This is a genomic window from Marinobacter aromaticivorans (genome assembly GCF_002806975.1).
Classification (GTDB): domain Bacteria; phylum Pseudomonadota; class Gammaproteobacteria; order Pseudomonadales; family Oleiphilaceae; genus Marinobacter; species Marinobacter aromaticivorans.
The window spans coordinates 42,043-67,232 of sequence record NZ_NIHD01000011.1 but is presented as its reverse complement, the minus strand read 5'-3'; the positions used below and the strand labels follow the sequence as shown (position 1 = coordinate 67,232).

20 protein-coding genes are annotated in these 25,190 nt (G+C 56.7%); 10 read left to right on the top strand and 10 right to left on the bottom strand.

The features are described from left to right. Window positions 1-29: 29 nt before the first annotated feature. On the bottom strand, window positions 30-923 hold the full coding sequence (locus tag CDH48_RS15100; RefSeq protein ID WP_100689573.1) for a universal stress protein: 894 nt from the start codon (window positions 921-923) through the stop codon (window positions 30-32). A gap of 2 nt (window positions 924-925) precedes the next feature. Then, window positions 926-2,413, bottom strand: a complete 1,488-nt coding sequence (locus tag CDH48_RS15095; protein WP_100689572.1) for a SulP family inorganic anion transporter — start codon at window positions 2,411-2,413, stop codon at window positions 926-928. A gap of 206 nt (window positions 2,414-2,619) precedes the next feature. Between CDH48_RS15095 and CDH48_RS15090 the strand changes: the two genes are divergently transcribed. Further along, a complete protein-coding gene (locus tag CDH48_RS15090) occupies window positions 2,620-3,900 on the top strand; it encodes an MgtC/SapB family protein (protein ID WP_100689571.1) in 1,281 nt (426 codons plus the stop codon). A gap of 12 nt (window positions 3,901-3,912) precedes the next feature. On the opposite strand, the gene alkB is transcribed toward CDH48_RS15090, so the two are convergent. Continuing rightward, the gene (gene alkB / locus CDH48_RS15085) at window positions 3,913-4,563 is read right to left on the bottom strand and encodes a DNA oxidative demethylase AlkB (RefSeq protein WP_100689570.1); all 651 of its coding nucleotides are present in this window, start codon (window positions 4,561-4,563) and stop codon (window positions 3,913-3,915) included. Window positions 4,564-4,721: 158 nt separating this feature from the next. On the opposite strand from alkB, the gene djlA reads away from it, so the two are divergent. After that, window positions 4,722-5,498, top strand: a complete 777-nt coding sequence (djlA, locus tag CDH48_RS15080; RefSeq protein ID WP_100689569.1) for a co-chaperone DjlA — start codon at window positions 4,722-4,724, stop codon at window positions 5,496-5,498. 176 nt (window positions 5,499-5,674) lie between these two features. Beyond that, window positions 5,675-7,108 carry an amidase gene (locus CDH48_RS15075; RefSeq protein ID WP_100689568.1) on the top strand — a complete coding sequence of 478 codons (1,434 nt, stop codon included), beginning with the start codon at window positions 5,675-5,677 and terminating at the stop codon, window positions 7,106-7,108. Here the strand turns inward: CDH48_RS15075 and CDH48_RS15070 are convergent. After that, a complete protein-coding gene (locus CDH48_RS15070; protein ID WP_100689567.1) occupies window positions 7,097-10,195 on the bottom strand; it encodes an efflux RND transporter permease subunit in 3,099 nt (1,032 codons plus the stop codon). The two genes, CDH48_RS15075 and CDH48_RS15070, sit on opposite strands and share 12 nt — an antisense overlap. A 5-nt stretch (window positions 10,196-10,200) precedes the next feature. Continuing rightward, entirely contained in the window at window positions 10,201-11,283 is a 1,083-nt protein-coding gene (locus CDH48_RS15065; protein WP_100689566.1) for an efflux RND transporter periplasmic adaptor subunit, read from the bottom strand. 333 nt (window positions 11,284-11,616) lie between these two features. Here CDH48_RS15065 and ilvG point away from each other — a divergent pair, with 333 nt between their 5' ends. From ilvG to CDH48_RS15050, 3 genes are read left to right on the top strand one after another with little or no spacing between them, the layout of a single operon-like run. Beyond that, complete coding sequence (gene ilvG / locus CDH48_RS15060; RefSeq protein ID WP_100689565.1) at window positions 11,617-13,317, top strand: acetolactate synthase 2 catalytic subunit; 1,701 nt, start codon at window positions 11,617-11,619, stop codon at window positions 13,315-13,317. Then, window positions 13,314-13,598 carry an ACT domain-containing protein gene (locus CDH48_RS15055; RefSeq protein ID WP_227521108.1) on the top strand — a complete coding sequence of 95 codons (285 nt, stop codon included), beginning with the start codon at window positions 13,314-13,316 and terminating at the stop codon, window positions 13,596-13,598. Before ilvG ends, CDH48_RS15055 begins: the two co-directional genes overlap by 4 nt. 31 nt (window positions 13,599-13,629) lie before the next feature. Next, window positions 13,630-14,829: an MFS transporter gene (locus CDH48_RS15050; RefSeq protein WP_100689564.1), complete on the top strand. Its 1,200-nt coding sequence runs from the start codon at window positions 13,630-13,632 to the stop codon at window positions 14,827-14,829. 5 nt (window positions 14,830-14,834) lie between these two features. On the opposite strand, the gene CDH48_RS15045 is transcribed toward CDH48_RS15050, so the two are convergent. The 5 genes from CDH48_RS15045 to CDH48_RS15025 form a co-directional block, all read right to left on the bottom strand. After that, the gene (locus tag CDH48_RS15045; protein WP_100689563.1) at window positions 14,835-16,016 is read right to left on the bottom strand and encodes a thiolase family protein; all 1,182 of its coding nucleotides are present in this window, start codon (window positions 16,014-16,016) and stop codon (window positions 14,835-14,837) included. 18 nt (window positions 16,017-16,034) lie between these two features. Beyond that, window positions 16,035-17,186 (bottom strand): acyl-CoA dehydrogenase family protein, encoded by a 1,152-nt coding sequence (locus CDH48_RS15040; RefSeq protein ID WP_100689595.1) that lies wholly within the window; start codon window positions 17,184-17,186, stop codon window positions 16,035-16,037. A gap of 37 nt (window positions 17,187-17,223) precedes the next feature. Then, the gene (locus tag CDH48_RS15035; RefSeq protein WP_100689562.1) at window positions 17,224-17,985 is read right to left on the bottom strand and encodes an SDR family NAD(P)-dependent oxidoreductase; all 762 of its coding nucleotides are present in this window, start codon (window positions 17,983-17,985) and stop codon (window positions 17,224-17,226) included. A gap of 108 nt (window positions 17,986-18,093) precedes the next feature. Then, the gene (bktB, locus tag CDH48_RS15030; RefSeq protein ID WP_100689561.1) at window positions 18,094-19,281 is read right to left on the bottom strand and encodes a beta-ketothiolase BktB; all 1,188 of its coding nucleotides are present in this window, start codon (window positions 19,279-19,281) and stop codon (window positions 18,094-18,096) included. A 49-nt stretch (window positions 19,282-19,330) separates the two neighbouring features. Next, the gene (locus CDH48_RS15025) at window positions 19,331-20,473 is read right to left on the bottom strand and encodes an acyl-CoA dehydrogenase family protein (protein WP_100689560.1); all 1,143 of its coding nucleotides are present in this window, start codon (window positions 20,471-20,473) and stop codon (window positions 19,331-19,333) included. A 122-nt stretch (window positions 20,474-20,595) separates the two neighbouring features. Here CDH48_RS15025 and CDH48_RS15020 point away from each other — a divergent pair, with 122 nt between their 5' ends. The 4 genes from CDH48_RS15020 (at window position 20,596) to CDH48_RS15005 (ending at window position 25,146) form a co-directional block, all read left to right on the top strand. After that, window positions 20,596-21,609 (top strand): AraC family transcriptional regulator, encoded by a 1,014-nt coding sequence (locus tag CDH48_RS15020; protein ID WP_100689559.1) that lies wholly within the window; start codon window positions 20,596-20,598, stop codon window positions 21,607-21,609. Window positions 21,610-21,742: 133 nt separating this feature from the next. After that, the gene (locus CDH48_RS15015) at window positions 21,743-23,317 is read left to right on the top strand and encodes a fatty acyl-CoA synthetase (protein ID WP_100689558.1); all 1,575 of its coding nucleotides are present in this window, start codon (window positions 21,743-21,745) and stop codon (window positions 23,315-23,317) included. Between the two features lie 147 nt (window positions 23,318-23,464). Then, complete coding sequence (locus CDH48_RS15010; RefSeq protein WP_100689557.1) at window positions 23,465-23,911, top strand: MerR family transcriptional regulator; 447 nt, start codon at window positions 23,465-23,467, stop codon at window positions 23,909-23,911. 68 nt (window positions 23,912-23,979) lie between these two features. Further along, a complete protein-coding gene (locus CDH48_RS15005) occupies window positions 23,980-25,146 on the top strand; it encodes an isovaleryl-CoA dehydrogenase (RefSeq protein ID WP_100689556.1) in 1,167 nt (388 codons plus the stop codon). Window positions 25,147-25,190 lie beyond the last annotated feature (44 nt).

The window sequence follows — 25,190 nt, the reverse complement described above, 5'->3', positions numbered from 1 at the left end:
TTTATGCACTCAGCGGTAAACAGCCGCTTTTAGCGCAGAATTACCAAGGGCGTTTTGGCCGTGTTCAGCATACTGGTGGTTGTACTGCCCAGTAAAAAGCGGCGGATTTTCGAGTGGCCGTATGCCCCCATCACCAGAATATCGATATCGAATTCATCCTGGTAGCTGTGTAGCACCCGCTCTACATCGCCGCTGCGGATAGCCAGGGTGATTTCCGACTCCAGCGGCGCCAGCATGGATTCCGCCTTGCGGAGCTGAGCCATGGCTTCCGGTGTTTCGCTGCCAACCATCACCAGATGCAGGGGCATGCCCTTGAGCACCGGGCTGGCCGCCAAGTGCTCAACGCCACGAAACGCCGTGGCGCTGCCATCAAAGGCCAGCATGGCGCTTTTGGGAGTGGTAAACTCATTGGGCACCAGAAGAATGGGCCGGCTCATGCTGCGTATGACCGTTTCCAGCTGGCTGCCAATGCGCTGGTCGCGATCGGAACTGCTTTCCCCATGCAGCCCCATGACCAGCAAGCGTACTTCCTCCTGCATGGCCAGCAGCGATTCGGTCAGATCTCCGTGGCGCTGACGTTTTTTGATGTCACTGATACCGGCTTTCTGCAGCCTGTGGGCAGCCTCATCCAGCAGGTGATTACCGTGTTCCAGAGCCAGCTTGGCCCTCTTGCGATCCAGTTGTGCCAGCTCGTCAAGCAAATGCTCGCGGCTGCCCAGGCCAATGTTACCCGCCAGATCCGGCTCCGATGGGTAGCGTTCTTCATCAAGCACATGCAGCAGGGTCAGTGGTGAGTTCATGTAGGTACTGGCCCAGGCGGCGTAATCGCATACCGCCGGTGCCGCGCTGGATCCGTCAACACAGGCTACAACCTGCAGCGTGTCCTGGTTGTTGGCTTGGGAATTCGCGGTCGTGTCTTGCATACTTAATGGCCCATCAGTTGATCAATACCTTCCGGCTTATCGTGCACGCCAAAACGGTCAACAATGGTAGCGCTGGCCTTGTTCATGCCAATGACTTCCACTTCCGCGCCGTCACGACGGAACTTGATAACAACTTTATCCAGCGCACCCACGGCAGTAATGTCCCAGAAGTGGGCGCGGCTCACATCTATGACCACTTTATCCACCACCTCGCGGAAATCAAACGCGGCAACGAATTTTTCAGACGAACTGAAAAACACCTGCCCCATTACAGTGTAGGTGCGGGTATTGGTGGTTTCATCCAGGGTGGATTGAACCTCCATAAAATGCCCGATCTTGTTGGCAAAAAACAGAGAGGCAAGCAATACCCCGGCAAACACACCCAATGCCAGATTGTGGGTTGCAACCACCACGCAAACGGTTACCAGCATGACGATATTGGTCGAGAGCGGGTGTTTTCTCAGGTTACGGATGGATTCCCAGGAGAAGGTACCAATAGACACCATGATCATTACAGCCACCAGCGCCGCCATGGGGATCTGCACCAGGATGTCATCCAGAATCAGAATCATGACCATGAGAAACACGCCCGCCGTGAGCGTTGAAAGCCGGGTTCGGCCACCGGACTTTATATTGATAACCGACTGGCCAATCATTGCACAGCCCGCCATGCCGCCAAACAGGCCGGACCCGATGTTGGCGATGCCCTGCCCCCGGCACTCGCGGTTGCGATCGCTTTCCGTATCGGTAAGGTCATCCACGATGGTGGCCGTCATCATGGACTCCAGCAAACCGACCACCGCAAGAGGTATGGAATACGGCAGAATGATCATCAGGGTTTCGAGGTTCAGCGGTACATCCGGCCAGAGAAAAACGGGCAGGGTATCCGGCAGTTCGCCCATGTCGCCGACGGTGCGCACGTCGATGTTGAACCATACGGCAACAACGGTGAGAACAACGATACAGATCAGTGGCGATGGCAACATTTTGCCCACCACAGGCACATAGGGGAAAAGGTAGATAATACCCAAGCCGGCAGCGGTCATGGCGTATACGTGCCAGGTTACGTTCGTCAGCTCAGGCAGCTGGGCCATGAAGATCAGGATGGCAAGCGCATTCACAAAGCCGGTAACAACCGAGCGGGATACAAACCGCATAAGGCTGCCCAGTTTCAACACACCGGCCAGGATCTGAATGACCCCGGTAAGCAGGGTTGCCGCCATCAGATATTCCAGGCCATGTTCTTTTACCAGCGTAACCATCAGCAGCGCCATGGCGCCGGTAGCCGCCGAAATCATGCCCGGGCGACCGCCTACGAAGGCAATGATTACCGCGATGCAGAAGGAGGCGTAAAGCCCGACTTTGGGGTCTACCCCGGCGATGATCGAGAACGCAATTGCTTCGGGAATCAGCGCGAGGGCAACCACAATTCCGGCGAGCAAATCACCCTTGGTGTTGGAAAACCAGTTGGCTTTCAGAGTATTTACCATAGTTTCAAATATCCGGCTGGCAGCACTATTGCGTGAAAAAACGGGTTACCGAGGCTGGGGTCGGAAAAACGCTTCGGCAAAATAAAGGGCGCGAAGTCTATCAAAATGCCGGGGTAGGCGTAAGGGTGCCTGTGCCCCTGCGCCCCACGGACTGGTATCATTGGCGCTCATGCCTCACTGATGATCCTGAAGGAGTTCACCCGTTCATGGACGATGTTGCATCCCAGTTTCTAGCTGCCAACCAGACCACGCTGAACCTTGCTGTTGCACTGCTGCTGGGTGCCATCATAGGCCTCGAGCGCGGTTGGGGAGCCCGCGAGCAGAAATCCGGTGAGCGTATTGCCGGTATTCGCACGTTTTCTCTTATCGGCCTGCTGGGCGGAATTTCTGTGGTTCTGGCGCAGGAAATCACCGTTTGTACCTTTCCTGTTCTGCTGTTGAGCGTGGTAGCCATGTCCATTGTGGCCTACAGCGAACGGCTCGATCACATCCGCAACTTCAGCATTACCGGTATGGTCAGCATGGTACTGACCTTCTGCTTCGGCGCCATAGCGGTGGCGGTAGACCCGGTGATGGCAACCACTGCGGCGGTAATCACCGCGATTATTCTGGACAACAAGGAAGAAATTCACGGCTGGGTACAGAAGCTCCAGGCCCACGAACTGGATGCAGCGCTCAAACTGCTGGTTATTTCCGTGGTAATGCTGCCGTTACTGCCCAATGAAAAAATGGGCCCCGGTGGCGTGCTCAATCCCCGGGAAATCTGGTGGATGGTGGTAATGATTGCATCCATCTCCTTCGTGGGTTATTTCGCCATGCGGATGGCGGGCACCAGCAAGGGCATCCTGTTTACCAGCCTGTTTGCGGGCCTGAGTTCCTCCACCGCACTAACGCTGCATTTTGCCCGCCAGGCCGACCGGTACCCGGCGCTGAATGCACAATTCGCTACCGGCATCCTGATTGCCTGCGGCACCATGTTCCCGCGCATACTGGTGTACTGCTTCGTTATCAACCGCGCGCTGCTACCCAGCCTTGTCTGGCCCGTGGCAGTGATGACATTGCTGCTCTATGTGCCGGCAATTTTCATCTGGCACAGAAATTCCGGTACAAACCGGATAAGCCAGCCTACCCCGGGGCAGAACCCGCTGGAGCTCAAATCGGCACTGGTGTTCGGCATACTGCTAACGGCCATTTTGCTGCTTGGCGACTTTCTGAAAAACTGGCTGGGGGATACCGGTATCTACATGCTGGCGGCCACCTCGGGCATTGCAGACGTAGATGCGATTACCCTGTCCCTTACCCGCATGTCCAATAACGGCCTGGCCATGGATACTGCGGTTCTCGGTATTGTTATTGCCGCGGCCACTAACAATCTGGTCAAATCCGGTATGGCCTGGATTGTCGGTAACCGGCAAACAGGGTTCTATGTGGCCGGGCCCATGCTGCTGTCGTTGGGGGCGGGGCTATTGGTGGCCTGGCTCCAGTAGCCCGGCAACCCGCTAACGGGCGCAGCGGAAGGTGAGATTGTAGCGCCAGGGCCCGGTCAGGGGATGCACTCCGGCTTTCAGGGTAAGCACTCCGTGGTACCGTAACCGGGAAGGCCCGCCCCAGACCACCACATCCCCGTGGCTCAGGGGAATGCTGGCAGGCCGCTCGCGCCGAGCCAACCCGCCAAACTGAAACACCTGGGGCAAGCCGAGAGAGACCGACACAATCGGCTGCGCGAGATCCTGCTCATCCTTGTCCTGATGCAGCCCCATTTTTGAACCCGGTTCATAGCGATTGATGAGGCATGAGTCCGGTGTGAAATCCGCATACCCGACCGCAAGCGCAGCCGACCTGGCCAAACCGGTAAAAACCGGCGGCATTGCCGGCCAGGAGGCACCGGAGCAGGGGTCCGTGGTCTGGTAACGGTACCCGCCCGCATCGGTTACCCAGCCCCAGCTTCCACAACAACTCATGGCTACGGACATGCTGTGCCCGCCGGGAGTTTTCATGTGCCGCAATGGAGCGCTTGCTGTTATTTTTTCTATCTCGTCCAGCAGTCGCTGACCTTTTCCCGACGCGAACTGCCTGAGCACAAAGGCTCCCTCAGAGAGGGTCTCGGTTGTCGTTTCCGGAGGTTGGTCAGCAAACATATCGAAGGTCATATGCGGCGCCTTTAAACCCGTAAAAATTAACATGAAAAAAACAACGACTCACCGGCACAGAGGAAAACCGGGGCCCTGAATGAAAGCCTGTTCATGAAGATCCGCAAAAAAACACGTATATTCTGTGGTCTGTTCCACTATCCCGTAAGGACATTTTGATGCTGTTTGCAATGATCATCGGTGGTCTGATTGGTTACGCCTTTGGCAAGTTCCCCGGTTTTCTGGTGGGAGCCGCCCTTGGTGCCTTTCTGCTTAACCGTGCCAAAAGCCGCCTGATTGGCAAACTTCAGAGCATTCAATCCGGCTTTATTGAATCTGTTTTTGCGGTCATGGGCGCCCTTTGCAAAGCTGATGGCGTTGTCTCGAAAGACGAAATACAGATGGCGGAAGCCATGTTCGTCCGCTTTCGCCTGAATGAAGCCCAGAGAGAAACTGCCAAGGCCGCGTTCAGCCGCGGTAAAGCCGAAGATTTTGATCTCGATGCCGAATTGGCGCATTTTCTGCGCATCAGTGGTCGCCAGCCAGCCTTTCTGCAGATGTTTCTTCAGGTGCAGGTTTCGGCGGTTGCAGCAGACGGGGTGGTTCACCCGGCCGAACACGAAATGCTGGTGCGCATTGCCCGTGGCCTTGGCCTGCCGGAAAGCCAGGTTGATCAGCTGGAAGCCATGCTGCGCGGAGCCCATGCAGGCCAAACCGGAAGCCGGCGTTCTACCGCCCAGCAAACCGACGATGCCTACAGGGTTATGGGTGTAGCCCCCTCCATCAGCGACGCTGAACTGAAGAAGGTCTACCGCAAACTGATGAGCGAGAACCACCCGGACAAACTTGCGGGCCGCGGCCTTCCGGAAAGCATGCGAGAGATGGCAGAAGAGCGCACACAGGAAATCACCCACGCCTACGATGTTATCCGGGAATCCCGCAAAAAAAGCGCCTGATTCGTGATTTCTGACAGGCCCGTCTGTATGCTCCCGCTTTGCAAGCCCGGTTAATAACGGGCTTGTGAACTCATACCTGAAATGACATGTCCTGACCTTTTGCGTTCGAGTAAAGTAGCTCCCCGATAAACCGTCCGACCAAGGAACGGTGGCAAACAATAATGGAGACACCTCGAATGCCTGTTTCTGATTCCCCGAAAACCGCCAGTACGTTCACCAACGACGCTCTCGGGAACGATGATGCGACCGCTCTGGCTGAACGCATCCGGAGCCGGGATGTGTCGGTTACCGAGCTGATCCAGGCCGCCATTGACCGGCTACACAAAGCCGAACCACTGGTTCATAGTGTTGTTGCGGAACGCTATGAGCAGATGCTGAAAGCCGCGGCAAAACTGGATGCGGAGGATAGCCTGGCAGACGCGCCTTTCTTCACGGGCGTGCCCACCTTTATCAAAGACAACACTGATGTGGCAGGAATGCCCACGGGCCAGGGCTCAGAGGCAATCCCTGCCGGTCATCCGGTAAAACACACCAGCCCGTTCGCACAGCAACTGCTGGCCCAGGGATTTCTCTGCCTGGGCAAAAGCACCATGCCCGAGTTCGGGTTTAATGCCTCAACCGAGCCCGCCCATGATGCTCCCAGCCGCAACCCCTGGAACCTTGCGTATTCCACCGGCGCCTCCTCGGGCGGCTCGGCCGCGCTGGTTGCAAGCGGCGCGGTTCCCATTGCCCATGCCAACGATGGTGGCGGCTCCATACGAATTCCCGCAGCATGCTGCGGGCTGGTGGGGTTGAAGCCATCCCGCGGGCGTGTCATTGACAACGATGCCGCCAAGTCCCTGCCCATCAACATTGTCAGTGACGGCGTAGTTACCCGCTCGGTAAGGGACACCGCCAATTTCATCTACCAGGCTGAACGCTATTACCGGAACCCGAAACTGCCCGCCGTGGGCAAGGTGGAAGGTGCGCCGGAAAAACGGCTGCGGATTGGTCTGGTTCTAGATTCCATCAACGGCCACAAAACCGACGAGATGACGCGAAACACCGTCGAAGCCACCGCCCGGAAACTGGAGGCCCAGGGGCACAGTATTGAGCCCGTGGCAACGCCGGTAAACTCCAGTTTCCCGGACGATTTTGCGATGTACTGGGCGTTGCTGGCCTTTGGCATGAAGCTCAACGGTCGCAAATTAGCCCATCCGGACTTTGATAAACGGCGGGTTGACGGCCTGACCCAGGGCCTGGACAGGATGTTCAGGCGAGGATTCTGGAAGATGCCAGCGGTGCTCTGGCGTTTGCGTCGCGCCAGATTCGAGTACGCCAGGGCCATGACGGATTTTGATGCGGTGTTAACGCCGGTGCTGGGCCACACCACACCCAGACTCGGCCACCTCAGCCCGAACGTGCCTTTTGATACGCTGTTTGATCGCCTTACCCGGTATGCCAATTTCACGCCCCTGGCAAACGTTACCGGCACGCCGGCCATATCCGTGCCCATGGCCCTGACACCCGAGAACCTGCCGGTTTCAGTTCAGCTCATGGGCAAGCACGGTGATGAGCGCACACTGTTACAGCTTGCGTTCGCCCTGGAATCCGAGTACTCACTCTGGTGACTGGCCGCCGGGGCCAGCGCGACCAGATTGCCTGCGGACAAACTGCCCTGCCCGTTCACCCAGCACCAGCATCGCCGGTGTCAGCAACAATGTCAGAATGGTGGCGAATGCCAGGCCCCCGGCAATGGCACTGGAAAGTTGCGCCCACCACTGCGTTGATGGCGCGCCCAGGCCGAGCGAAGGCGCCAGCAGGTTGACGTTGATACTCAGAACCATCGGCATCAGCCCCAGCACGGTGGTAATTGCCGTAAGCAGCACCGGGCGCAAACGCAGGCAACTGGTTTCCAGCGCCGCCTCGTAGGCGCCCATACCTTCCTTTTTCATCTGGTTGTAGGTATCAATCAGGATGATGTTGTTATTCACCACAATACCCGCCAGCGCGATAATGCCCATGCCCACCATGACGATTCCAAAGGGCTGGGCGTTGAGCAACAATCCCAGAAGGACCCCGGCTGTGGAGAGTACGATCGCCGACAGAATCAGGAAGCTCTGGTACAGAGAGTTGAACTGGGTCACCAGAATGAGCAGCATCATGGCAATGGCCACCACAAATGCAGTCACCAGAAAATTTGCCGCCTGCTGCTGGTCTTCGTTTTCGCCGGCGAACTTTACCGACACGCCCTCCGGTGCTTCCGGCAGTTCAGCCTGAAGCGCTTTCAGCAGGCTGTCCACTTGCTCGCCCGGCTGCACATCGGACTTGATGGTAACCGTGCGCTGACCATCCACCCGGGAAATACTGCCGGTCTTGTCCCCCGGCTGCAGATCAAGAAACTGCGACAATGGCACCTGCCCTCGGGCCGTATTGATCGTCTGGCGTTGCAAATGGTCCAACTCGCGCCAGTTGTTGGGAACCCGAACAGCAATGTCTACTTCGTCCCGGACATCTTCAGGCCGGTAGGTTGCCAGCACCAGGCCATTGGTAACCAGGCGCACGGCACTGCCAATGCTAAGCACATCGGTTCCGAAACGCGCAGCAGCCTCCCGGTCCACTTCCAGGCGCCATTCAATACCCGGCAGGCTGCGGTCATCCTCAATATCCATAAAGCCACCCAGGGCGCGCATCCGGCTTTCGATCTGGTCCACATACCCGTTAAGCTTGCTGCTGTCGCGACTGCTTATCTGCAACTCTATCGGCTTGCCACCAGCCGGGCCGCTTTCCTGCTTGCGAAACTCCAGCTCAATACCCGGAATATCCTCCGTGCGCACCATGAAGTCCTGCAGAATGGCGCTGGCCGGGCGCCGGGTAAACCAGTCGGTAAACTGGAACTGCAGCACTCCGATCACATCCGGTGCCATTTGCGTGCTGGCGTTCAGCATGGAGCGCGCGTAAACCGCTTTTACTTCCGGCATGCCCTGTAAACGACGCTCGACCTGCCGCACAATGGCATCCCGCTCCATAACCGACAAATCTCCCCGGGCACGAACCTGTACCTGGGCGGAATCCGGCTCCACACTGGGAAAAAACTCGATACCATAATTGAACTTGCCGTAGGCAATATAGATCACTACAACCACGCCAAGCACACCCACCAGCGTGAGGCCGGGATATGACAGGAGTGTGGAAAGCACGCGGCGATAACCGTGCATCATTCGCCCGCTTTCACTGACCGTGCGGGCACGACGACCCCCGCTTACGCTCCCCAGAACCGGCAAAAACACCAGGGCCATGGCGAGAGAAGCAACCAGGCAGATGATTACGGTAATGGGCAGGAACTTCATAAACTCCCCCACCACACCGGGCCAGAACAGAAGTGGCACAAACACGGCAAGTGTGGTCGCCGTCGATGCAATAATCGGCCAGGCCATGCGGCTTGCGGACTCTGCCCAGGCATTCCTGACACTGTGCCCGTCAGACAGGTTTCGGTCTGCCAGTTCCGAGACCACAATCGCGCCGTCCACCAGCATGCCTGCAACCAGAATGAGGCTGAACAGAACCACGATATTGAGAGTGAGCCCCATGGCCCAGATAACCAGAATGCCGGTAAGGAACGCGCCCGGGATGGTGAGGCCAACGAGAAGCGCCGAACGCGGCCCCATGGCCGCAATAATGATGATGATAACCAGCACGATGGCAGTGAGTACGTTGTTGAGCAGATCGCTGAGAATATCCTCGACGTCGTCTGACTGATCCATGATGTAGCGGATGTCGAGGGAATCCGGCAGTTGCGGTTTGGCCCGTTTGATCAGATCCCGTATCTCAGCGACGGTTTCAATGATGTTGGCACCGGTGCGCTTGGACACCTCCAGAACAAGAGCCGGCTCACCGTTGATACGCGCAAATCCCGTGGGATCCTTAAAGGTTCGGTGCAGCATGGCGACATCACCGAAGGTCACTACTGTGTCGCCATCCACCTTGATCGGCATGGACATCACATCTTCGATATTCTCGATAACACCGGGCACTTTCAGCGCCATGCGGCCATTGCCGGTATCCAGCGACCCGGCGGCCACCAACTGGTTGTTGCGGGTGACCAGGTTACTGAGGCGGTCGAAATCTATGCCGTAGCCTTCCAGCACCTGAGGATTAACAACAATTTCCAGCAGGTCCTCACGGTCGCCACCGATTTCCACCTCAAGCACCTCGGGAATCGCTTCAATGGCGTCCTGAAGCCCGCGTGCAATTGTGATCAACTCCCGCTCTGCCAATGGGCCGGAGAGACCTATGGAGAGAACCGGGAACAGCGAAACGTTGATCTCATTCACCCGGGGCTCGTCGGCTTCCCGGGGGAGTTTGTTACGTGCCGTATCCACTTTCTCACGGACATCCTGCAGGGCTGTGTCCGGATCAAAACCGGCGTCAAATTCCAGCATCACTGAGGCGTGCCCCTCGGATGCGGTGCCACGCATTTCCTTGATGCCTTCAAGTGAGCGTAACTCCTGCTCCATGGGGCGCACCAGCAGCCGTTCCGCATCTTCCGGGCTTATGCCCTCCAGCGACATGGAAATATATATTATGGGAATGGTTACGTCCGGGTTTGCTTCCCGGGGAATCACCTGGAAGGCTGCAATGCCACCCAGGGTCAGAAATAACAGGGCAAGCAGGGTGGTGCGGCTGCGGTCGATGGCTGCAAACACAAGTGCGCGCATATTGCTCAGCCCCGCTCTTGGGCAACGTTTACGGGCTCGACGTGCTCGCCCTCACTGACAAACCCTGCACCACGGGTAATCAGGCGAATTTCATCCGGCAGCCCTGTAACCCAGGCGCCTTCAGTGGACACACTCAGCAACGTCACCGTGCGGAAAACAACCCTGTTCTGCTCATCAACGTACTTCACACCAGGGCGACCGCCGTCCCCGAGAGAAAGGTAGGCAGGGGAAATAAACATGGCGCGGACATCACCCAGGGCAACCCGAAGGTTGGCGCTGCCACCGGCAATACGCTTGTGCCCGGGATTCTCCACCGCAATCTCTACGGCAAAACTCCGGGTTTCCGGGTTTGCCGCACTGGCTACAAAGGTAACCACACCATCCAGCGCCTCGCCGTCCAGGGGCCGCACCCGCACCTTCTGGCCCGGCGCCACTTGTGCAACGGACTGCTGCGGCACCTGCCCTTTGGCCTTGAGCCGGTCAATACGAACCAGCTCATACAAGGGCGAACCCACCTGAACCAGGCTGCCCACATCAACGTGTCTGGCGTTTATCACGCCCGCAAACGGCGCTTGGGGTTTGAGGTGAGCAACCGCAAGCCGGGCGCTCTTCAATTCCGCCCGGGCTGCTGCCAGTTCGCTTTCCACAGTGAGAATGTCTGATTGCGATGCCAGGTCCCGGGAGCCCAGTTTTCGCGCGGCAGACAAATCCGCCTCCAGCTTTTTGACCCGCGCCTGCCAGCGCTCCACTCCCGCGCCGCGGCCATCTTCAGACAGGGTCAGAAGCGCCTCACCGGCTTCTACGGTATCGCCGGAATCAACGTGGACGGTTTCAACGGTGCCCGCCACCCGGGCGGCCACGGTAACGGCATTCCACGGCTCCAGTTGGCCCTGAAGCAAAAGCCCCGGCTCATACAACTGTGCATTAAGTGTTGTCACCTGAACCCTGGTACGCTCCTGTTGCCCGGTCTCCTGCTGCGCCGGCGCTTTGGTTTTCGCAACCTTGATATCGCCCGTTGCCATCCAGATAGCCAGAACAATCACAACCACCACCGACAACCCGAGTGAACTCCATTTTGCTTTACTCATTAAGTACCTACACAGCCTGAAATCGGTGAATGAGGATCTGGAAAATGACCTTTCCGGAAAAAAATCAATGAAACGGTTGCAACCTGTTCAAATCGTGGGGTAGATTCTACACAGAATCTTTTTACGAATTCAGAGCAGATTGTCGATTTTATGAATCTCAACGCAGTAATCCTTCTTGCAAAGCTCATCCTGGTGGTAGTGGTACCTTCCGGGGGCTTTTGCGTGGATAAGCGGGTGAGATAGCGACAAACCTGACAAAAACACCAGAAACCCCCGGCACCGAAAGGTCCCGGGGGTTTCTTTTTTACGGAAGAAAAAACAGGAAATAGCACAATGAACGGCGCACAGCACATTCTTGAAGCGTTCCATCGCCACAACATCCAGACGGTTTTTGGTTACCCGGGTGGCTGCATCATGCCGCTATACGATGCCCTGGTAGACGATGATCGCGTAGAGCACGTGCTTTGTCGCCATGAGCAGGCCTGCGCCCTGGCCGCAGACGGTTATGCCCGGGCCAGCGGAAAACCGGGTGTTTGCATCGCAACGTCCGGCCCCGGCGCTACCAACCTGATAACCGGCGTTGCCAATGCGCACCGGGATTCCATCCCGATGCTGGTTATTACCGGCCAGGTTCCAACGGAACTGATCGGCACCGACGGTTTTCAGGAAACCGATGTTCTGGGCATGACCCTTGGCATCGTAAAACACAGCTATCTGGTTGAGCGCGCAGACCAACTGCCTGCCATTCTGGAAGAAGCCATGGAGTTGACCCAAAGTGGCCGCCCCGGGCCCGTATGGATTGATATCCCTAAGAACATATTACTGGAAGACGCGGTTGCGGCGCCCATGAGCACTCCGGCACAACCGCGTGCAGCCTGCCCCGATATTCAGGATGCCTTGATCCTGCTGCGCAAGGCCCGTAAACCGCTGCTTTACAGCGGCGGGGGCATCAGCCTGGCCCATGCGGAAGCCAGCTTCCGGGAGTTTGTTGAGTGTACAGGGCTGCCCTCGGTAGTAACCCTCAAGGGTATAGGAAACCCGGGCAAACACAGTGCGTACAACCTCGGGATGCTGGGCATGCACGGTTCCCGTGCCGCCAACCGTGCGGTAGACGAGTGTGATCTGCTACTGGTTATCGGTGCCCGCCTGGACGACCGCGCCACGGGCAGGCTGGATACCTTCGCGCCCAATGCCAGGTTGATTCATATTGACGCAGACGCCTCCGAAATCAACAAACTGCGGAGCGCAGAGGTTGCGGTTCGCGGTGATCTGAACACGATTCTGGGCAAGCTGACACAGGCACTGCGGGAAACACCTCTGGCGATCAGCGAATGGCGCAAACAATGCCAGACCTGGCATACGACCGGCGGCTTTCCGGTGGCAGACAACGAGGAGCCGCTTGCTCCCATTACCGGCCCCGCGTTTATTCGACAGCTTTCCCGGATTGCGCCGGACGACACAATCATTGCGTGCGACGTTGGCCAGCATCAGATGTGGGTTGCCCAACACTACCAGTTTGACCACCCACGCCATCACCTGACCAGTGGTGGCCTCGGCACAATGGGTTTTGGTTTGCCGGCGGCTATCGGCGCCCAGTTTGCCAATCGTGAAAGCACCGTTATAAACGTGACCGGCGACGGTTCCTTCATGATGAATGCCCAGGAGTTGGCCACCATTCGCCGCTACCACCTGCCCCTGAAGCTGATCATCATGGATAACCAGTGCCTGGGCATGGTACGCCAGCAACAGGAGCTGTTTTATAACAACCGGGAAAGCCAGATCAACCTCGACGATAACCCGGATTTTGTTGCCATGGCCCGGGCGTTCGACATTCCTGCCCTGAAAATTGAGCGCACAGATCAGGTCCGGCGCGGCATTGAAACCATACTGGCCTACAACGGCCCCATGCTGCTGCACGTGGCCATTGCCCGTGAAGAAAACGTCTGGCCTATCGTGAAGCCAGGCGGAAGTAACAAGGAAATGATTGATGAAATCCGCCGCCCCGCAGCGGACAAACAGGAGAAAACGGCATGACCACCAAGACCAGCAGTAAAGCACCCAGCTATACCATCACCTGCCGCATGAACCACGAAGCAGCCGCGCTTGAGCGCCTGTGCCAGGTTGTTCGTGTCCGTGGTTTCCGGATTGAGAGAATGGGAGTGGAAACCGCAGACGATACTCTGGATATCATCCTGACCGTGCAGGGTGCCCGGCCAGTAACCATGCTCCAGTCGCAGCTGGAAAAGCTGCATACTGTGGCAGAGGTTATGCTAACCTCCCCAGCCATAGTGCCGGCAGTAGGTTGCACAGCCTGACACGCCAGAACAAGGACAAGAGAACCCCGTGATGCTCCGCAACACCTTGCAGCGCCAACCGCTGCTCGTCATTGTTCTGGCGCAGCTTTGCGGTACCTCGTTATGGTTCAGCATCAACGGTGTCTGGTTGTCCCTCGCCCGGGAACTGGGGCTGTCTGAATCAGATCTCGGCTATCTGACACTCACCGTTCAGGCAGGCTTCATTTCTGGCACTCTGGGGATCGCCATTACAGGGTTGGCCGACCGTTACCGGGCCAGCTATATTTTTGCATGCTCCAGCCTGCTTGGCGCCCTGGTGAACGCCGGCTTTGTATTCACAGTGGCCTCCCCGCCGCTAGACCTTGTCATGCGTTTTCTGACGGGCCTTTGCCTTGCCGGTATCTACCCTTTGGGAATGAAGCTTGTTATTGGCTGGACACCTAAACACACAGGCACGGCGCTGGCCTGGCTGGTTGGTATGTTAACCCTCGGCACCGCCATGCCCCACCTGTTGCGTGGCATAACGTCGGGGCTGCCCTGGCAATGGCCGTTGCTGGGTTCCTCTGCATTGGCTCTTGTGGGAGGGGCGCTGATTCTGCTTTTGGGAGACGGTCCCCACCTGCCCATGACGGCGGCAAAAACCCGGTTGCGAAGCGGTTTGTCCGGGCTCGCATCGCCAAGATTTCGGGCAGTGGCAGGTGGCTACTTCGGCCATTGCTGGGAGCTTTATGCTTTCTGGACGCTGACACCTTTGCTGACCACCAGAGAAGTCCTTCGAATGCAGGCAACACCGGCACTGGTTCCTCTGCTGTCGTTCACCGTGATCGCAGTGGGTTTTTTCGGTTGCGTGGGAGGCGGCAGGCTCAGCCCAAGGCTTGGAAACCAATGGGTGGCAAACCGGGCCCTGGCGATATCGGGAACCATCTGCCTGGCCTACCCTTTTCTTACCTGGGCACCACCCGGAGCTTTGCTGATTCTGCTGATGCTCTGGGGCATCACCGTTATAGCCGACTCACCCCAGTTTTCCGCACTGGCGGCATCTGCCGCACCCAGAGAACATGTTGGTGCATCACTGGCCGTTATGAACGCCATAGGCTTCGCGTTAACCATACCAGCAATCTGGATCACCAGTAATCTTTGGGAATACCAGGGCTCCTGGGTAACGCTTTGGCTTTTGCCTGGCCCGGTTTTGGGGCTCTGGTCAATGCGCCGGCTCAACCATAAGGAATGCCAGAGCCGACACCAGTACTGACCGGCTCAGACCAACTCCACAGCAACCGCAGTTGCCTCACCGCCGCCTATACACAGGGACGCGACACCGCGCTTCATGCCGTTCTGCTTCAGGGCGTTGATGAGCGTCACTATAATACGGGAACCGGATGACCCTATCGGATGCCCGAGAGCACAGGCACCGCCGTAGATGTTCACTTTCTCCGCGTCCAGACCCAGTTCGTTAATGGCCAGCAAAGAAACCACTGCAAAGGCTTCGTTGATCTCAAACAGATCCACATCGTCCTTGTTCCAGCCTGCCTTTGTTAACACCTTCTCGATAGCACCGATGGGTGCGAGTGTGAACTCGGCCGGCAACCGGGCGTGTGTAGCGTGGGCGACAATCTTCGCCTGAACCTTCAGGCCGCGGGCTTTTGCCTCCTCAGCGGAGGCCAGAACCAGCGCTGAGGCCCCGTCACTGATGGAGCTGGAGTTGGCGGCGGTAACCGTGCCGTCTTTGGCAAATGCCGGTTTTAACGTAGGGATTTTTTCTGGTTTGGCGTTGCCTGGCTGCTCATCCGTATCCACCAGGGTGTCACCACGACGGCCAGAAACCGTTACGGCTGCAATTTCAGGTTTGCACCAGCCATTCTCGATGGCCGCCAGCGCTTTGTTCAGCGAGCCGATGGCAAATTCATCCATCGCCTCACGGGTGATATTGTATTGATCGGCAGAACGCTGGGCGAAGGTGCCCATCAGGCCGCCTTCGTAGGCGTCTTCCAGGCCGTCCAGGAACATGCTGTCCATCACCTGCCCGTGGCCCATGCGAAAGCCTTCTCGTGCTTTGGGTAACAGGTAGGGCGCCTGGCTCATGTTTTCCATGCCCCCGGCAATCATAATGCTGTTGGTACCCGCCTTGATCTGATCATGGGCCAGAATCACCGCCTGCATCCCGGAACCGCACATCTTGTTCACGGTGGTGCAGCCGGAGCTGTCCGGAATGCCGGAAGCGCGGGATGCCTGGCGGGCCGGCGCCTGGCCCAGGCCACCCGGCAGTACGCAACCCATAATTACTTCCTGAATGTCCGCCGGCTGCAGACCACTGCGTTCAATGGCGGCCTTGATGGCAACGGCACCCAACTCCGGAGAGCGTACGGAACTCAAAGACCCCATCAGGCCACCCATGGGTGTGCGTGCGGAGCCAGCAATTACAACGCTGTTATCGCTCATATTCAAACCTCACTGATTTCAGACTCGTCCCAGAACGGAGCGGGCAATGATTTCTTTCATGACTTCCGACGTGCCGCCATAAATGCGCTGAACACGGGCATCCATAAACGCACGGGAAATGGGGTATTCTGTGGTGTAGCCATAACCGCCAAACAACTGCAGGCAGCCATCTGCCACGCGGCATTGCATTTCCGTCGCGCTGTACTTGGCCATGGAAGCCGTTGGCGCATCCAGTTCACCCGCTTCATACTGGCGGATGCACTGGGCCACGAACGCCTTGTTAACCTGGTAATCGGTTTCCATGCGGGCGATTTCAAAGCGGGTATTCTGGATTTGCGCCAGCTTCTGCCCGAACAGTTCCCGCTCGTGGGCGTAGGCTATGGTGAGATCCAGCGCTCCCCTTGCAGCTGCTACGCCGAGCGCCCCGATCACCAGTCGCTCCCGTGGCAATTCCTGCATCAGATAGACAAAACCTTTGCCTTCCTCGCCGATCAGCGCTGATGCCGGTACACGCATATCGGAAAAGAACAGTTCGGAGGTGTCGCCGCTGTGCTGTCCTATCTTGTCGAGATTCCGCCCTTTGCTGTAACCCGGCAGGCTGGTATCTACCAGAAACAGGCTGATGCCCTTTGCACCCGCAGCAGGGTCAGTTTTTGCGGCAACAATCACCAGGTCAGCGTGCTGGCCATTGGTGATAAAGGTTTTCGAACCGTTCAGAATATAGTCGTCGCCATCCCGAACCGCACTGGTGCGCATAGCCTGTAGATCGCTGCCGGCACCTGGCTCGGTCATGGCGATAGCGCCAACCACTTCACCAGAGACCATTTTAGGCAGCCACTGCTGCTTCTGGGCCTCGTTACCCAGATGGCTGATGTAAGGTGCCACAATGTCCGAATGCACCATCACGTTGGTGGAGAGCGCACCAAACCCCATGCGGGCCAGCTCTTCGCCGACCACCACCGAGTACTGGAAAGGTGCGCCACAGCCGCCGCAATCTTCCGGAATATCCACACACAACATGCCGGCATCGCCAAACGTGTTCCAGAGTTCACGGGGAACAAGCCCGGATTTCTCCCAGGCCTCGTAATGGGGCGCAACTTCTGTTTCAAGGGCTTTGATAACAGAGGCCCGAAACAGAGCGAGCTCTTCGTGATCCACTGAATTGGTCATTGCGCTCTCCATGGTACTCTCCTGCCTGTCATCGGATTCATTTGGGGGCCATACGCAGGGCACAGTCAAGCCGGACAGTTTCACCGTTCAGGATCGGGTTGCGCACCATCTGATCCACCATCAGGCCAAACTCCTCGGGCTTGCCCAGGCGTTTGGGGAACGGCAGTGTTGCTGCCAGGCTGTCCTGCACTTCCTGCGGCATACCCGACATCATGGGTGTCATGAACAGGCCGGGGGCTATGGTATTCACGCGAATGCCCTCACGGGCCAGTTCACGGGCCGACTGAATAGTCAGCGCAACCACCCCACCCTTGGAGGCACTGTAGGCTGCCTGCCCGATCTGTCCTTCATAGGCAGCGACCGACGCCGTGTTGATGATCACGCCGCGCTCGCCGTCAGCATTAGGTTCACGCTGAGCCATATCAGCAGCCGCAAGCCGCAGAATGTTGAAGGTGCCAATGAGGTTAATCTGAATCACCTTGCTGAAGCTCTCCAGCGGTATAACACCGTCGCGGCCCAGGATTCTGGCTGCAGGCCCAATGCCGGCGCAGTTGACTGCAATGCCGCACAACCCATGCGCTTCACGGGCCTCAGCCAGTGCTGCTTCCGCACTTTCAGCAGAGCTCACATCACAATGTATGAAAATACCGCCGATATCTGCCGCAACCTTTTCGCCCTGCTCTTTTTGCAGATCAAGAATGGCAACTTTACAGCCGGAGGCCGCCAGCGCCCGCGCTGCGCCTTCGCCAAGCCCGGAGGCGCCGCCGGTAACAATAGCTGGTATGCCTTTGAATTCCATCGCTTTGTCCCTCACACTAAATGTGTTGGCTGAATTGGAAACCCGTCAATCTTTACGTTAACGTAAACTTTAACCAATTCAGCCCGGAAAATAAATCCGTCTGTGAAATCAGCTGTTGCTTTCAACAATCAGCGCTATCCCCTGACCACCACCAATACACATGGTAATCAAGCCGTAACGCCCGCCCGTGCGCTCCAGCTCCGCCAGGGTTTTGATGATGAGAATGGAGCCGGTCGCACCCACCGGATGGCCAAGGGCAACAGCGCCGCCGTTAGGGTTCACCTTTTCTGCGGGCAAACCAAGCTCCCTGCTGACGGCAAGGGCCTGGGCGGCAAAGGCCTCATTGGATTCAATCACATCCAGATCTGACACACTCAGGCCCGTCTGCTCCAGAACCCTGCGCACAGCCGGGATCGGGCCCAGGCCCATGACACTGGGATCTACCCCGGCAAAGGCGTAACCCACGATACGTGCACGGGCTTTGAGACCGCGCTTTTCAGCTTCTGAAGCACTGGTGAGCACCATGGCCGCAGCACCGTCGTTGATACCGGAGGCGTTACCCGGCGTGACGATGCCATCCTTGGTAAAGGCAGGTTTCAGGCCTGCAAGGCTCTCCACCGTGGTTCCAGCGCGTACGTGTTCATCCTGCTCGAAGGTGAACTCATTGCGCCCCTGCTTTACGGTGACGGGCACAATCTGGTCTTTAAAGTAACCCTTCTCAATGGCCTGGCTGGCCCGGCGGTGGCTTTCGGCCGAGAAGGTATCCAGGTCTTCACGGGTCAGGCCATGTTTTTCGGCAATGCGTTCAGCCGTCATGCCCATGTGACCACTGCCAAAGGGGTCACTGAGAGTTCCGATGGTCATATCAACGGCTTTGCCGTCGCCCATCCGCAAGCCTTTACGGACGTTAGGCAAAACATAGGCGCCCTGACTCATGCTTTCAGCACCACCGGCCAGCGCAATCCGGCTGTCACCCATCACAATCATCTGGGCGGCACTGATCACCGACTGCACTCCGGATCCACAGAGACGGTTCACGTTGAATGCCGCAGAACCTTTCCGGAGGCCGGAATTCAGGCCAATGTGGCGGGCTACGTAAGCATCCGCCGGGCCGGTGGGGATAATGTGGCCAAACACGGAATGATCGATGTCTTCAGCCGGGACACCGGAACGACTGATCGCTTCCTTCGCCGCACAGGTACCCAGCTCCGCCGGGCTCAACGAACTCAGGCTGCCGCCAAAGCTGCCAATGGCTGTGCGGGCGCCGTCGAGAATTACTACATCGGTCAGTTTCATCATTAATTCCTTTCAGTACAGATGGTGAAAAATCCGGAGAACGGATAATCTATTTGCCCAGCATGGAGCGGGCAATCACTTCTTTCATGATTTCGGATGTGCCGGCATAGATTGTCTGTACCCGGGCATCCACAAAAAAGCGTGATACAGGATACTCCAGGGTATAGCCGTAACCACCGAACAATTGCAGGCACTCGCTGGCTATATCGCATTGCATTTCCGTGAGCATCAGCTTGAGAATCGCTGCCTCCGTTGGCCCCATCTCACCGTTCAGATAATCAGCGATGCACTGGTTCAGATAAGCTTTTGAAACCTCAAGCCGTGCGCGGGCCTCTGCCAGCTTGAAGCGGGTGTTCTGAAAATCAGCGATTCGCTGGCCAAATGCCTGGCGTTGCTGCACATAATCCAGAGTAAGCGCAAGCACCCCCTCCGTTGCACCTACAGCCTGTGCTCCCACACCAAGTCGCTCACGGGGCAGTTCCTGCATCAGGTAGGCGAACCCCTTTCCCTCCTCGCCAAGCAGTGCCGCGTGAGGTACCAGAAGATCCGTGAAAAAAAGCTCAGCAGTATCACTGGCGTGCTGGCCGATCTTGCGAATACCTTTGCCCCGGGAAAAACCGGGCAGGCTGGTATCCACCAGGAACAGGGACACACCTTTTGCGCCAGCGCCGGGATCCGTTTTGGCACAGACAATCACCAGTTCGGCCTGCAAGCCATTGGTGATAAACACCTTGGCGCCGTTGATCACATAACCTTTGTCTGTGCGCTGCGCCGTGGTGCGCATTGACGCCAGGTCACTGCCCGCACCAGGCTCTGTCATGGCAATGGCACTGAGCATATCGCCGCTGATCATTTTCGGAATATACTGCTGCTTCTGGGCTTCGGTACCCAGATGCAGGATATACGGCATAACGATGTTAGCGTGGATATTATACCCACCCGCCAGGCCACCGAAGCCCTTGCGGGCAATTTCCGATATGGCCAACTGCGAAATTTCAAAGCTGGCCGCCGCTCCGCCATATTCCTCTGGCATATCAATTCCCAGCATGCCCGCCTGCCCCAGGGTATTCCAGACAGATCGCGGAATAGCCGCCTCTTCCTCCCACTGGTCATAGAAAGGAGCAACTTCCTTATCAAGCACCCGGTTGATCATGTTGTGAAATAACTCTGTATCTTCTGCGCGTTCGGGCATACATAACTCCGCGTTTATCTGATTAGTCAGGCAGCCAGTCATTTAAAGGGTTATTCTGTCCCCGGGGAATGGCCGTACTAGCCGAAAAATTTGACACATTACGCACCTGAACCAATTGCGATATGCCTGACCTGAAACCCAAAGCTCACATTGCAAACCACTACCTTCTGGCCTCAGTTCGCGGTGCCGAGCAACAAGGATTTGACCGCAACGACCTGCTCGCAGGCGCCGGAATACCCCCTGAATGGCTGAACAAACCCGGGCAATTGATTACTGAAAAACAACTGACCCGGCTGATAAAAAGTGTCTGGCGGGCAACCCGTGATGAATTCATGGGCCTGTCCACGGACCGTTGTAAAAACGGCACCTTTGCGCTGATGGCCGATTACTGCCTGGGTTCTGCCTCGCTCGGAGCGGTGCTGCGGAAAAGTGCCCGAGTCTACAACATAGCCTGCAACAACCTGAATATCGGCTTCGATAAAAGTGACAGTAAGCGGTTGGTGTTTTTTTGCCTGAGCCTTAAGGATAGCAGCCGGGATACTGATCATATGCTGCAGGAATTCCTGCTTCTTATGTGGCAAAGGTTCGCGTGCTGGCTGGTGGATCAACAGATTCCGTTTGCAACAACACTTTTCAACTATCCCGCGCCGCCTCACGTTGCGGAGTACCGGGCCATGTTTCCCACTGAATTACGGTTTGATGAAACGGTTTGCGGCTTCTATCTTCATGAGAAATACCTGCAACTTCCGATTACCCGAAGTGAAAGCGAGCTGGAGGTATTCCTGAAGGAGGCGCCAGCCTTTATCCTGCACCGACCGGATCACGATGACAGCCTTCGTAACCGTATCCGTGCGATGTTGGCGCGTCAAAGCCTTCAAGATATGCCAAACCTGAACGAACTTGCGCAAATACTGCACATGACACCCAGAAGCATCGGGCGGAGGCTGCAGGAAGAAGGCACTTCCTTACGGAATATAAAAACCTCATTACGCAGGGAGTATGCAATAAAACTCATGAGCACCGAAAACCTCACTGTGGCAGACGTCAGCGAGCGGGTCGGCTTCTCGGAAACCGCCTCATTTTGCCGTGCCTTTAAACGCTGGACGGGCAAGTCCCCGTCCCAGTGGTCCGGGTAATCAGTACGCGGGGCGTGCCCGAAGCTGGCCAATCGGGTCAATTTTTTCGACCTGACTGATCATTCCCGCCGACCGGGCTCCTTTGAGTTAATGCTGGCAACCATGAAATAACAACACGATAAGGGGTATATTCATGCACAATTCCGGGTCATCCGCTTCTTCTTCAGTATCGGCAGGTATTCAGCGGGCTCTGCGCAACACCATCGGCGATGCCATCGCGCGCTCGGCAAGCACCCATGGCAAGCGTACCGCCCTGGCATTTGATGACCGCACCTGGTCTTTCGCAGAAATTCACGCAGCATCAAACCGCCTGGCACACCGGCTTATCGAGCTTGGGTTGACACAGGGAGAAAGAGTCGGCGCCTACGGCAAAAACTCGGACGCTTACCTTCTGCTATGGCTCGCCTGCACAAAAGCCGGATTGATTCATGTACCAATCAACTATGCTCTGATTGGCAACGAACTCACCTACGCACTGACCCAGTCTGGATGCAAAGCCCTGTTTCATGACATTGACCTGCAACCTCAGATCAATGCGGTCCGGGACACAACCGCGGTTGCCATTTACGGCAGCTTGTATGGGGGAGATACAAACGATGTACTGAAATTTGCCCTCGGCCCGGGTAATGATAACGCGCCAGAGCTGGAACTTTCTGACACAGACGTAGTGCAGATCCTTTATACCTCGGGTACCACCTCGGACCCCAAAGGCGCCATGCACACGCATCGCTCACTGATGGCTCACTATGGCGCCTGCCAGTATCATCTGGACATCCGCGCCAGGGAGCGCTCGCTGGCCGCGCTACCGCTCTACCACTCTGCTCAGATGCATGTGTTCACAATGCCCATGCTGCTGGCCGGCGGTTATAGCCGAATGATCAACACACCTACACCGGATGCGATTCTCGGGCTGCTGGCCAGCGAACAGCTCAACGCTTTTTTTGCGCCGCCAACCGTTTGGATAGCACTGTTGCATCACCCACAATTCAATCCGGACAAGCTGCAACACATGAGCAAGCTCTACTATGGAGCCTCCATCATGCCCGGCCAGGTTGTAAAAGAACTCGCAGAGAAACTGCCTGGCGCTGGCCTCTATAATTGCTATGGTCAAAGCGAAATTGCGCCCTTGGCTACCGTTTTGCTACCTGAAGAACACGCTGAACGCCCATCCTCCGCCGGGCGTCCCATGCAAACTGTTATGACCCGCATTGTAGACCCGGTGACCGGCAAGGATTGCAAGCCCGGCGAACAGGGAGAGCTGGTGCATCGGTCGCCGCAACTAATGGTGGGCTACTGGCGCAAACCCGAAGCAACGGAAGAAGCATTCAAAGATGGCTGGTTCCATTCCGGTGATCTGGGATACCAGGATGACGAAGGCTATATTTACATAGTGGATCGCATTAAAGATGTGGTGAACACTGGCGGTGTTCTGGTTGCCAGCCGTGATGTGGAAGAAGCGCTCTATCAGCATGAATCCGTTGCGGAGGTTGCCGTTATCGGTGTGCCGGATGAGAAATGGATTGAAGCAATCTGCGCCGTTGTGGTTCTCAAAGAAGGCTACGCCGAAGATTCAGACGCCCTGATCAGCCATGCTCGCGCACAACTGGCCAGTTTCAAAGTACCTAAGCACATACACTTTGTGGAGCAATTGCCCAAGAACACTGCAGGCAAGCTGCTCAAACGAAAACTCAGGGAAGATCTTTCCTGAAACTCGCCTGAACCGGGCTCGCCCCGCAACCCAATGAAGTGTCTGGTTAATCCTTTTCTCTGCACTGGAATGACTGCAACTTTCCGCTGAAAATTGCTTTACGTTTACGTAAACTTTATCTAACCTTGCCTTAAAGAGGATATCACCATGATCGAAAAGCCAACGTTCAGTATCAGCGAGCTCGCCAACGAGTTCGATGTCACAACCCGTAGCATCCGGTTCTATGAGGATCAGGGCCTGCTGAAGCCGGCTCGTCGTGGGCAGACGCGAATCTTCAGCACCAAGGACAAAGTGCGTCTGAAGCTGATCCTGCGTGGCAAGCGCATGGGTTTTTCGCTCGCCGAAACAAAAGAGCTTTTCGATTTATGGGATGAAACCCCGACCGGTAACGAAAAACAGCTACTGAAAATGCTGACCATATTGAGCAAAAAACGCGCCCATATGGAACAGCAGAAAAATGACATAGCCATGGCAGAAATGGAAATCGACACCGCCGAAGCCCGTTGCCGGGAAGCGCTTGCGGAACTGCAGAAAAAGAAAAAACAACAAGCCCCGGCCAATGATGAAACCAGCGAGATTACAGAACAACACTGAAATCACCGGACAACAGGCCCGGATTCGGTTTTGAAACACATACCTGGCAGAACAAAAGGCAATCAAACATGAAATCACAGTACTCAGAACTCAATTTCGGCCTCGGCGAAACCCTCGACATGCTGCGTGAGCAGACCAACAGTTTCGCCGCCACCGAAATAGCCCCCCGTGCCGAAGAGATCGATCGTAATAACGAATTTCCGATGGACCTGTGGAAAAAATTCGGCGACATGGGCCTGCTGGGTATTACTGTGGATGAAGCCTATGGCGGCTCCGGCATGGGTTATCTGGCACATGTGATTGCCGTGGAAGAAATCAGCCGCGCATCCGCCTCGGTTGGCCTGTCCTATGGTGCCCACTCCAACCTCTGCGTAAACCAGATACACCGGAACGGAACCGAAGAGCAAAAGCAGAAATATCTGCCCAAACTTGTCAGCGGCGAACACATCGGCGCGCTGGCCATGTCTGAGCCCAACGCCGGCTCCGACGTTGTCTCCATGAAACTCAGCGCCAGAGACGCCGGTGACCACTACGTGCTGAACGGCAACAAAATGTGGATCACCAACGGCCCGGACGCACACGTTTACGTTATCTACGCCAAAACCGACGTAAAAGCCGGCTCAAAAGGCATCACCGCCTTTATCGTCGAGCGCGATTACGAAGGCTTCAGCCGGCACCAGAAACTGGACAAACTCGGCATGCGCGGCTCCAACACCTGCGAACTGGTGTTCGAAGACTGCAAGGTTCCGAAAGAAAACGTCCTCGGCACGGTGGGCGGTGGCGCCAAAGTACTCATGAGCGGCCTCGACTACGAACGTCTGGTCCTCTCCGGCGGCCCTCTGGGCATCATGCAGGCCGCCATGGACGTTGTGGTTCCTTACATCCGCGAACGCAAACAGTTCGGCCAGGCCATTGGCGAATTTGAACTGGTTCAGGGCAAGGTAGCGGACATGTACACCTTCATGAACACCGCCAAATCCTACGTGTACATGGTGGCGCAATCCGCTGATCGCGGCGAAACCACCCGCAAAGACTCCGCCGGTGCAATCCTTTATTCCGCCGAAATGGCCACCAAACTCGCGTTGGACGCCATCCAGCTGCTGGGGGGTAACGGCTACATCAACGAATACCCCACCGGTCGATTGCTGCGTGACGCCAAGCTTTATGAGATCGGTGCGGGCACTTCCGAAATTCGCCGCATGCTGATTGGCCGGGAATTGTTCCTGAATAACTAAGCAGTGGCTTCAAGCCAGACATCCGCCAAAGTGCATTAATTTTG

Bases quoted from the DNA above. Each gene is read 5' to 3' on its own strand.
- CDH48_RS15100 (WP_100689573.1), bottom strand. From the start codon at position 923: ATGCAAGACACGACCGCGAATTCCCAAGCCAACAACCAGGACACGCTG.
- CDH48_RS15095 (WP_100689572.1), bottom strand. From the start codon at position 2,413: ATGGTAAATACTCTGAAAGCCAACTGGTTTTCCAACACCAAGGGTGAT.
- CDH48_RS15090 (WP_100689571.1), top strand. From the start codon at position 2,620: ATGGACGATGTTGCATCCCAGTTTCTAGCTGCCAACCAGACCACGCTG.
- alkB (WP_100689570.1), bottom strand. From the start codon at position 4,563: ATGACCTTCGATATGTTTGCTGACCAACCTCCGGAAACGACAACCGAG.
- djlA (WP_100689569.1), top strand. From the start codon at position 4,722: ATGCTGTTTGCAATGATCATCGGTGGTCTGATTGGTTACGCCTTTGGC.
- CDH48_RS15075 (WP_100689568.1), top strand. From the start codon at position 5,675: ATGCCTGTTTCTGATTCCCCGAAAACCGCCAGTACGTTCACCAACGAC.
- CDH48_RS15070 (WP_100689567.1), bottom strand. From the start codon at position 10,195: ATGCGCGCACTTGTGTTTGCAGCCATCGACCGCAGCCGCACCACCCTG.
- CDH48_RS15065 (WP_100689566.1), bottom strand. From the start codon at position 11,283: ATGAGTAAAGCAAAATGGAGTTCACTCGGGTTGTCGGTGGTGGTTGTG.
- ilvG (WP_100689565.1), top strand. From the start codon at position 11,617: ATGAACGGCGCACAGCACATTCTTGAAGCGTTCCATCGCCACAACATC.
- CDH48_RS15055 (WP_227521108.1), top strand. From the start codon at position 13,314: ATGACCACCAAGACCAGCAGTAAAGCACCCAGCTATACCATCACCTGC.
- CDH48_RS15050 (WP_100689564.1), top strand. From the start codon at position 13,630: ATGCTCCGCAACACCTTGCAGCGCCAACCGCTGCTCGTCATTGTTCTG.
- CDH48_RS15045 (WP_100689563.1), bottom strand. From the start codon at position 16,016: ATGAGCGATAACAGCGTTGTAATTGCTGGCTCCGCACGCACACCCATG.
- CDH48_RS15040 (WP_100689595.1), bottom strand. From the start codon at position 17,186: ATGACCAATTCAGTGGATCACGAAGAGCTCGCTCTGTTTCGGGCCTCT.
- CDH48_RS15035 (WP_100689562.1), bottom strand. From the start codon at position 17,985: ATGGAATTCAAAGGCATACCAGCTATTGTTACCGGCGGCGCCTCCGGG.
- bktB (WP_100689561.1), bottom strand. From the start codon at position 19,281: ATGAAACTGACCGATGTAGTAATTCTCGACGGCGCCCGCACAGCCATT.
- CDH48_RS15025 (WP_100689560.1), bottom strand. From the start codon at position 20,473: ATGCCCGAACGCGCAGAAGATACAGAGTTATTTCACAACATGATCAAC.
- CDH48_RS15020 (WP_100689559.1), top strand. From the start codon at position 20,596: ATGCCTGACCTGAAACCCAAAGCTCACATTGCAAACCACTACCTTCTG.
- CDH48_RS15015 (WP_100689558.1), top strand. From the start codon at position 21,743: ATGCACAATTCCGGGTCATCCGCTTCTTCTTCAGTATCGGCAGGTATT.
- CDH48_RS15010 (WP_100689557.1), top strand. From the start codon at position 23,465: ATGATCGAAAAGCCAACGTTCAGTATCAGCGAGCTCGCCAACGAGTTC.
- CDH48_RS15005 (WP_100689556.1), top strand. From the start codon at position 23,980: ATGAAATCACAGTACTCAGAACTCAATTTCGGCCTCGGCGAAACCCTC.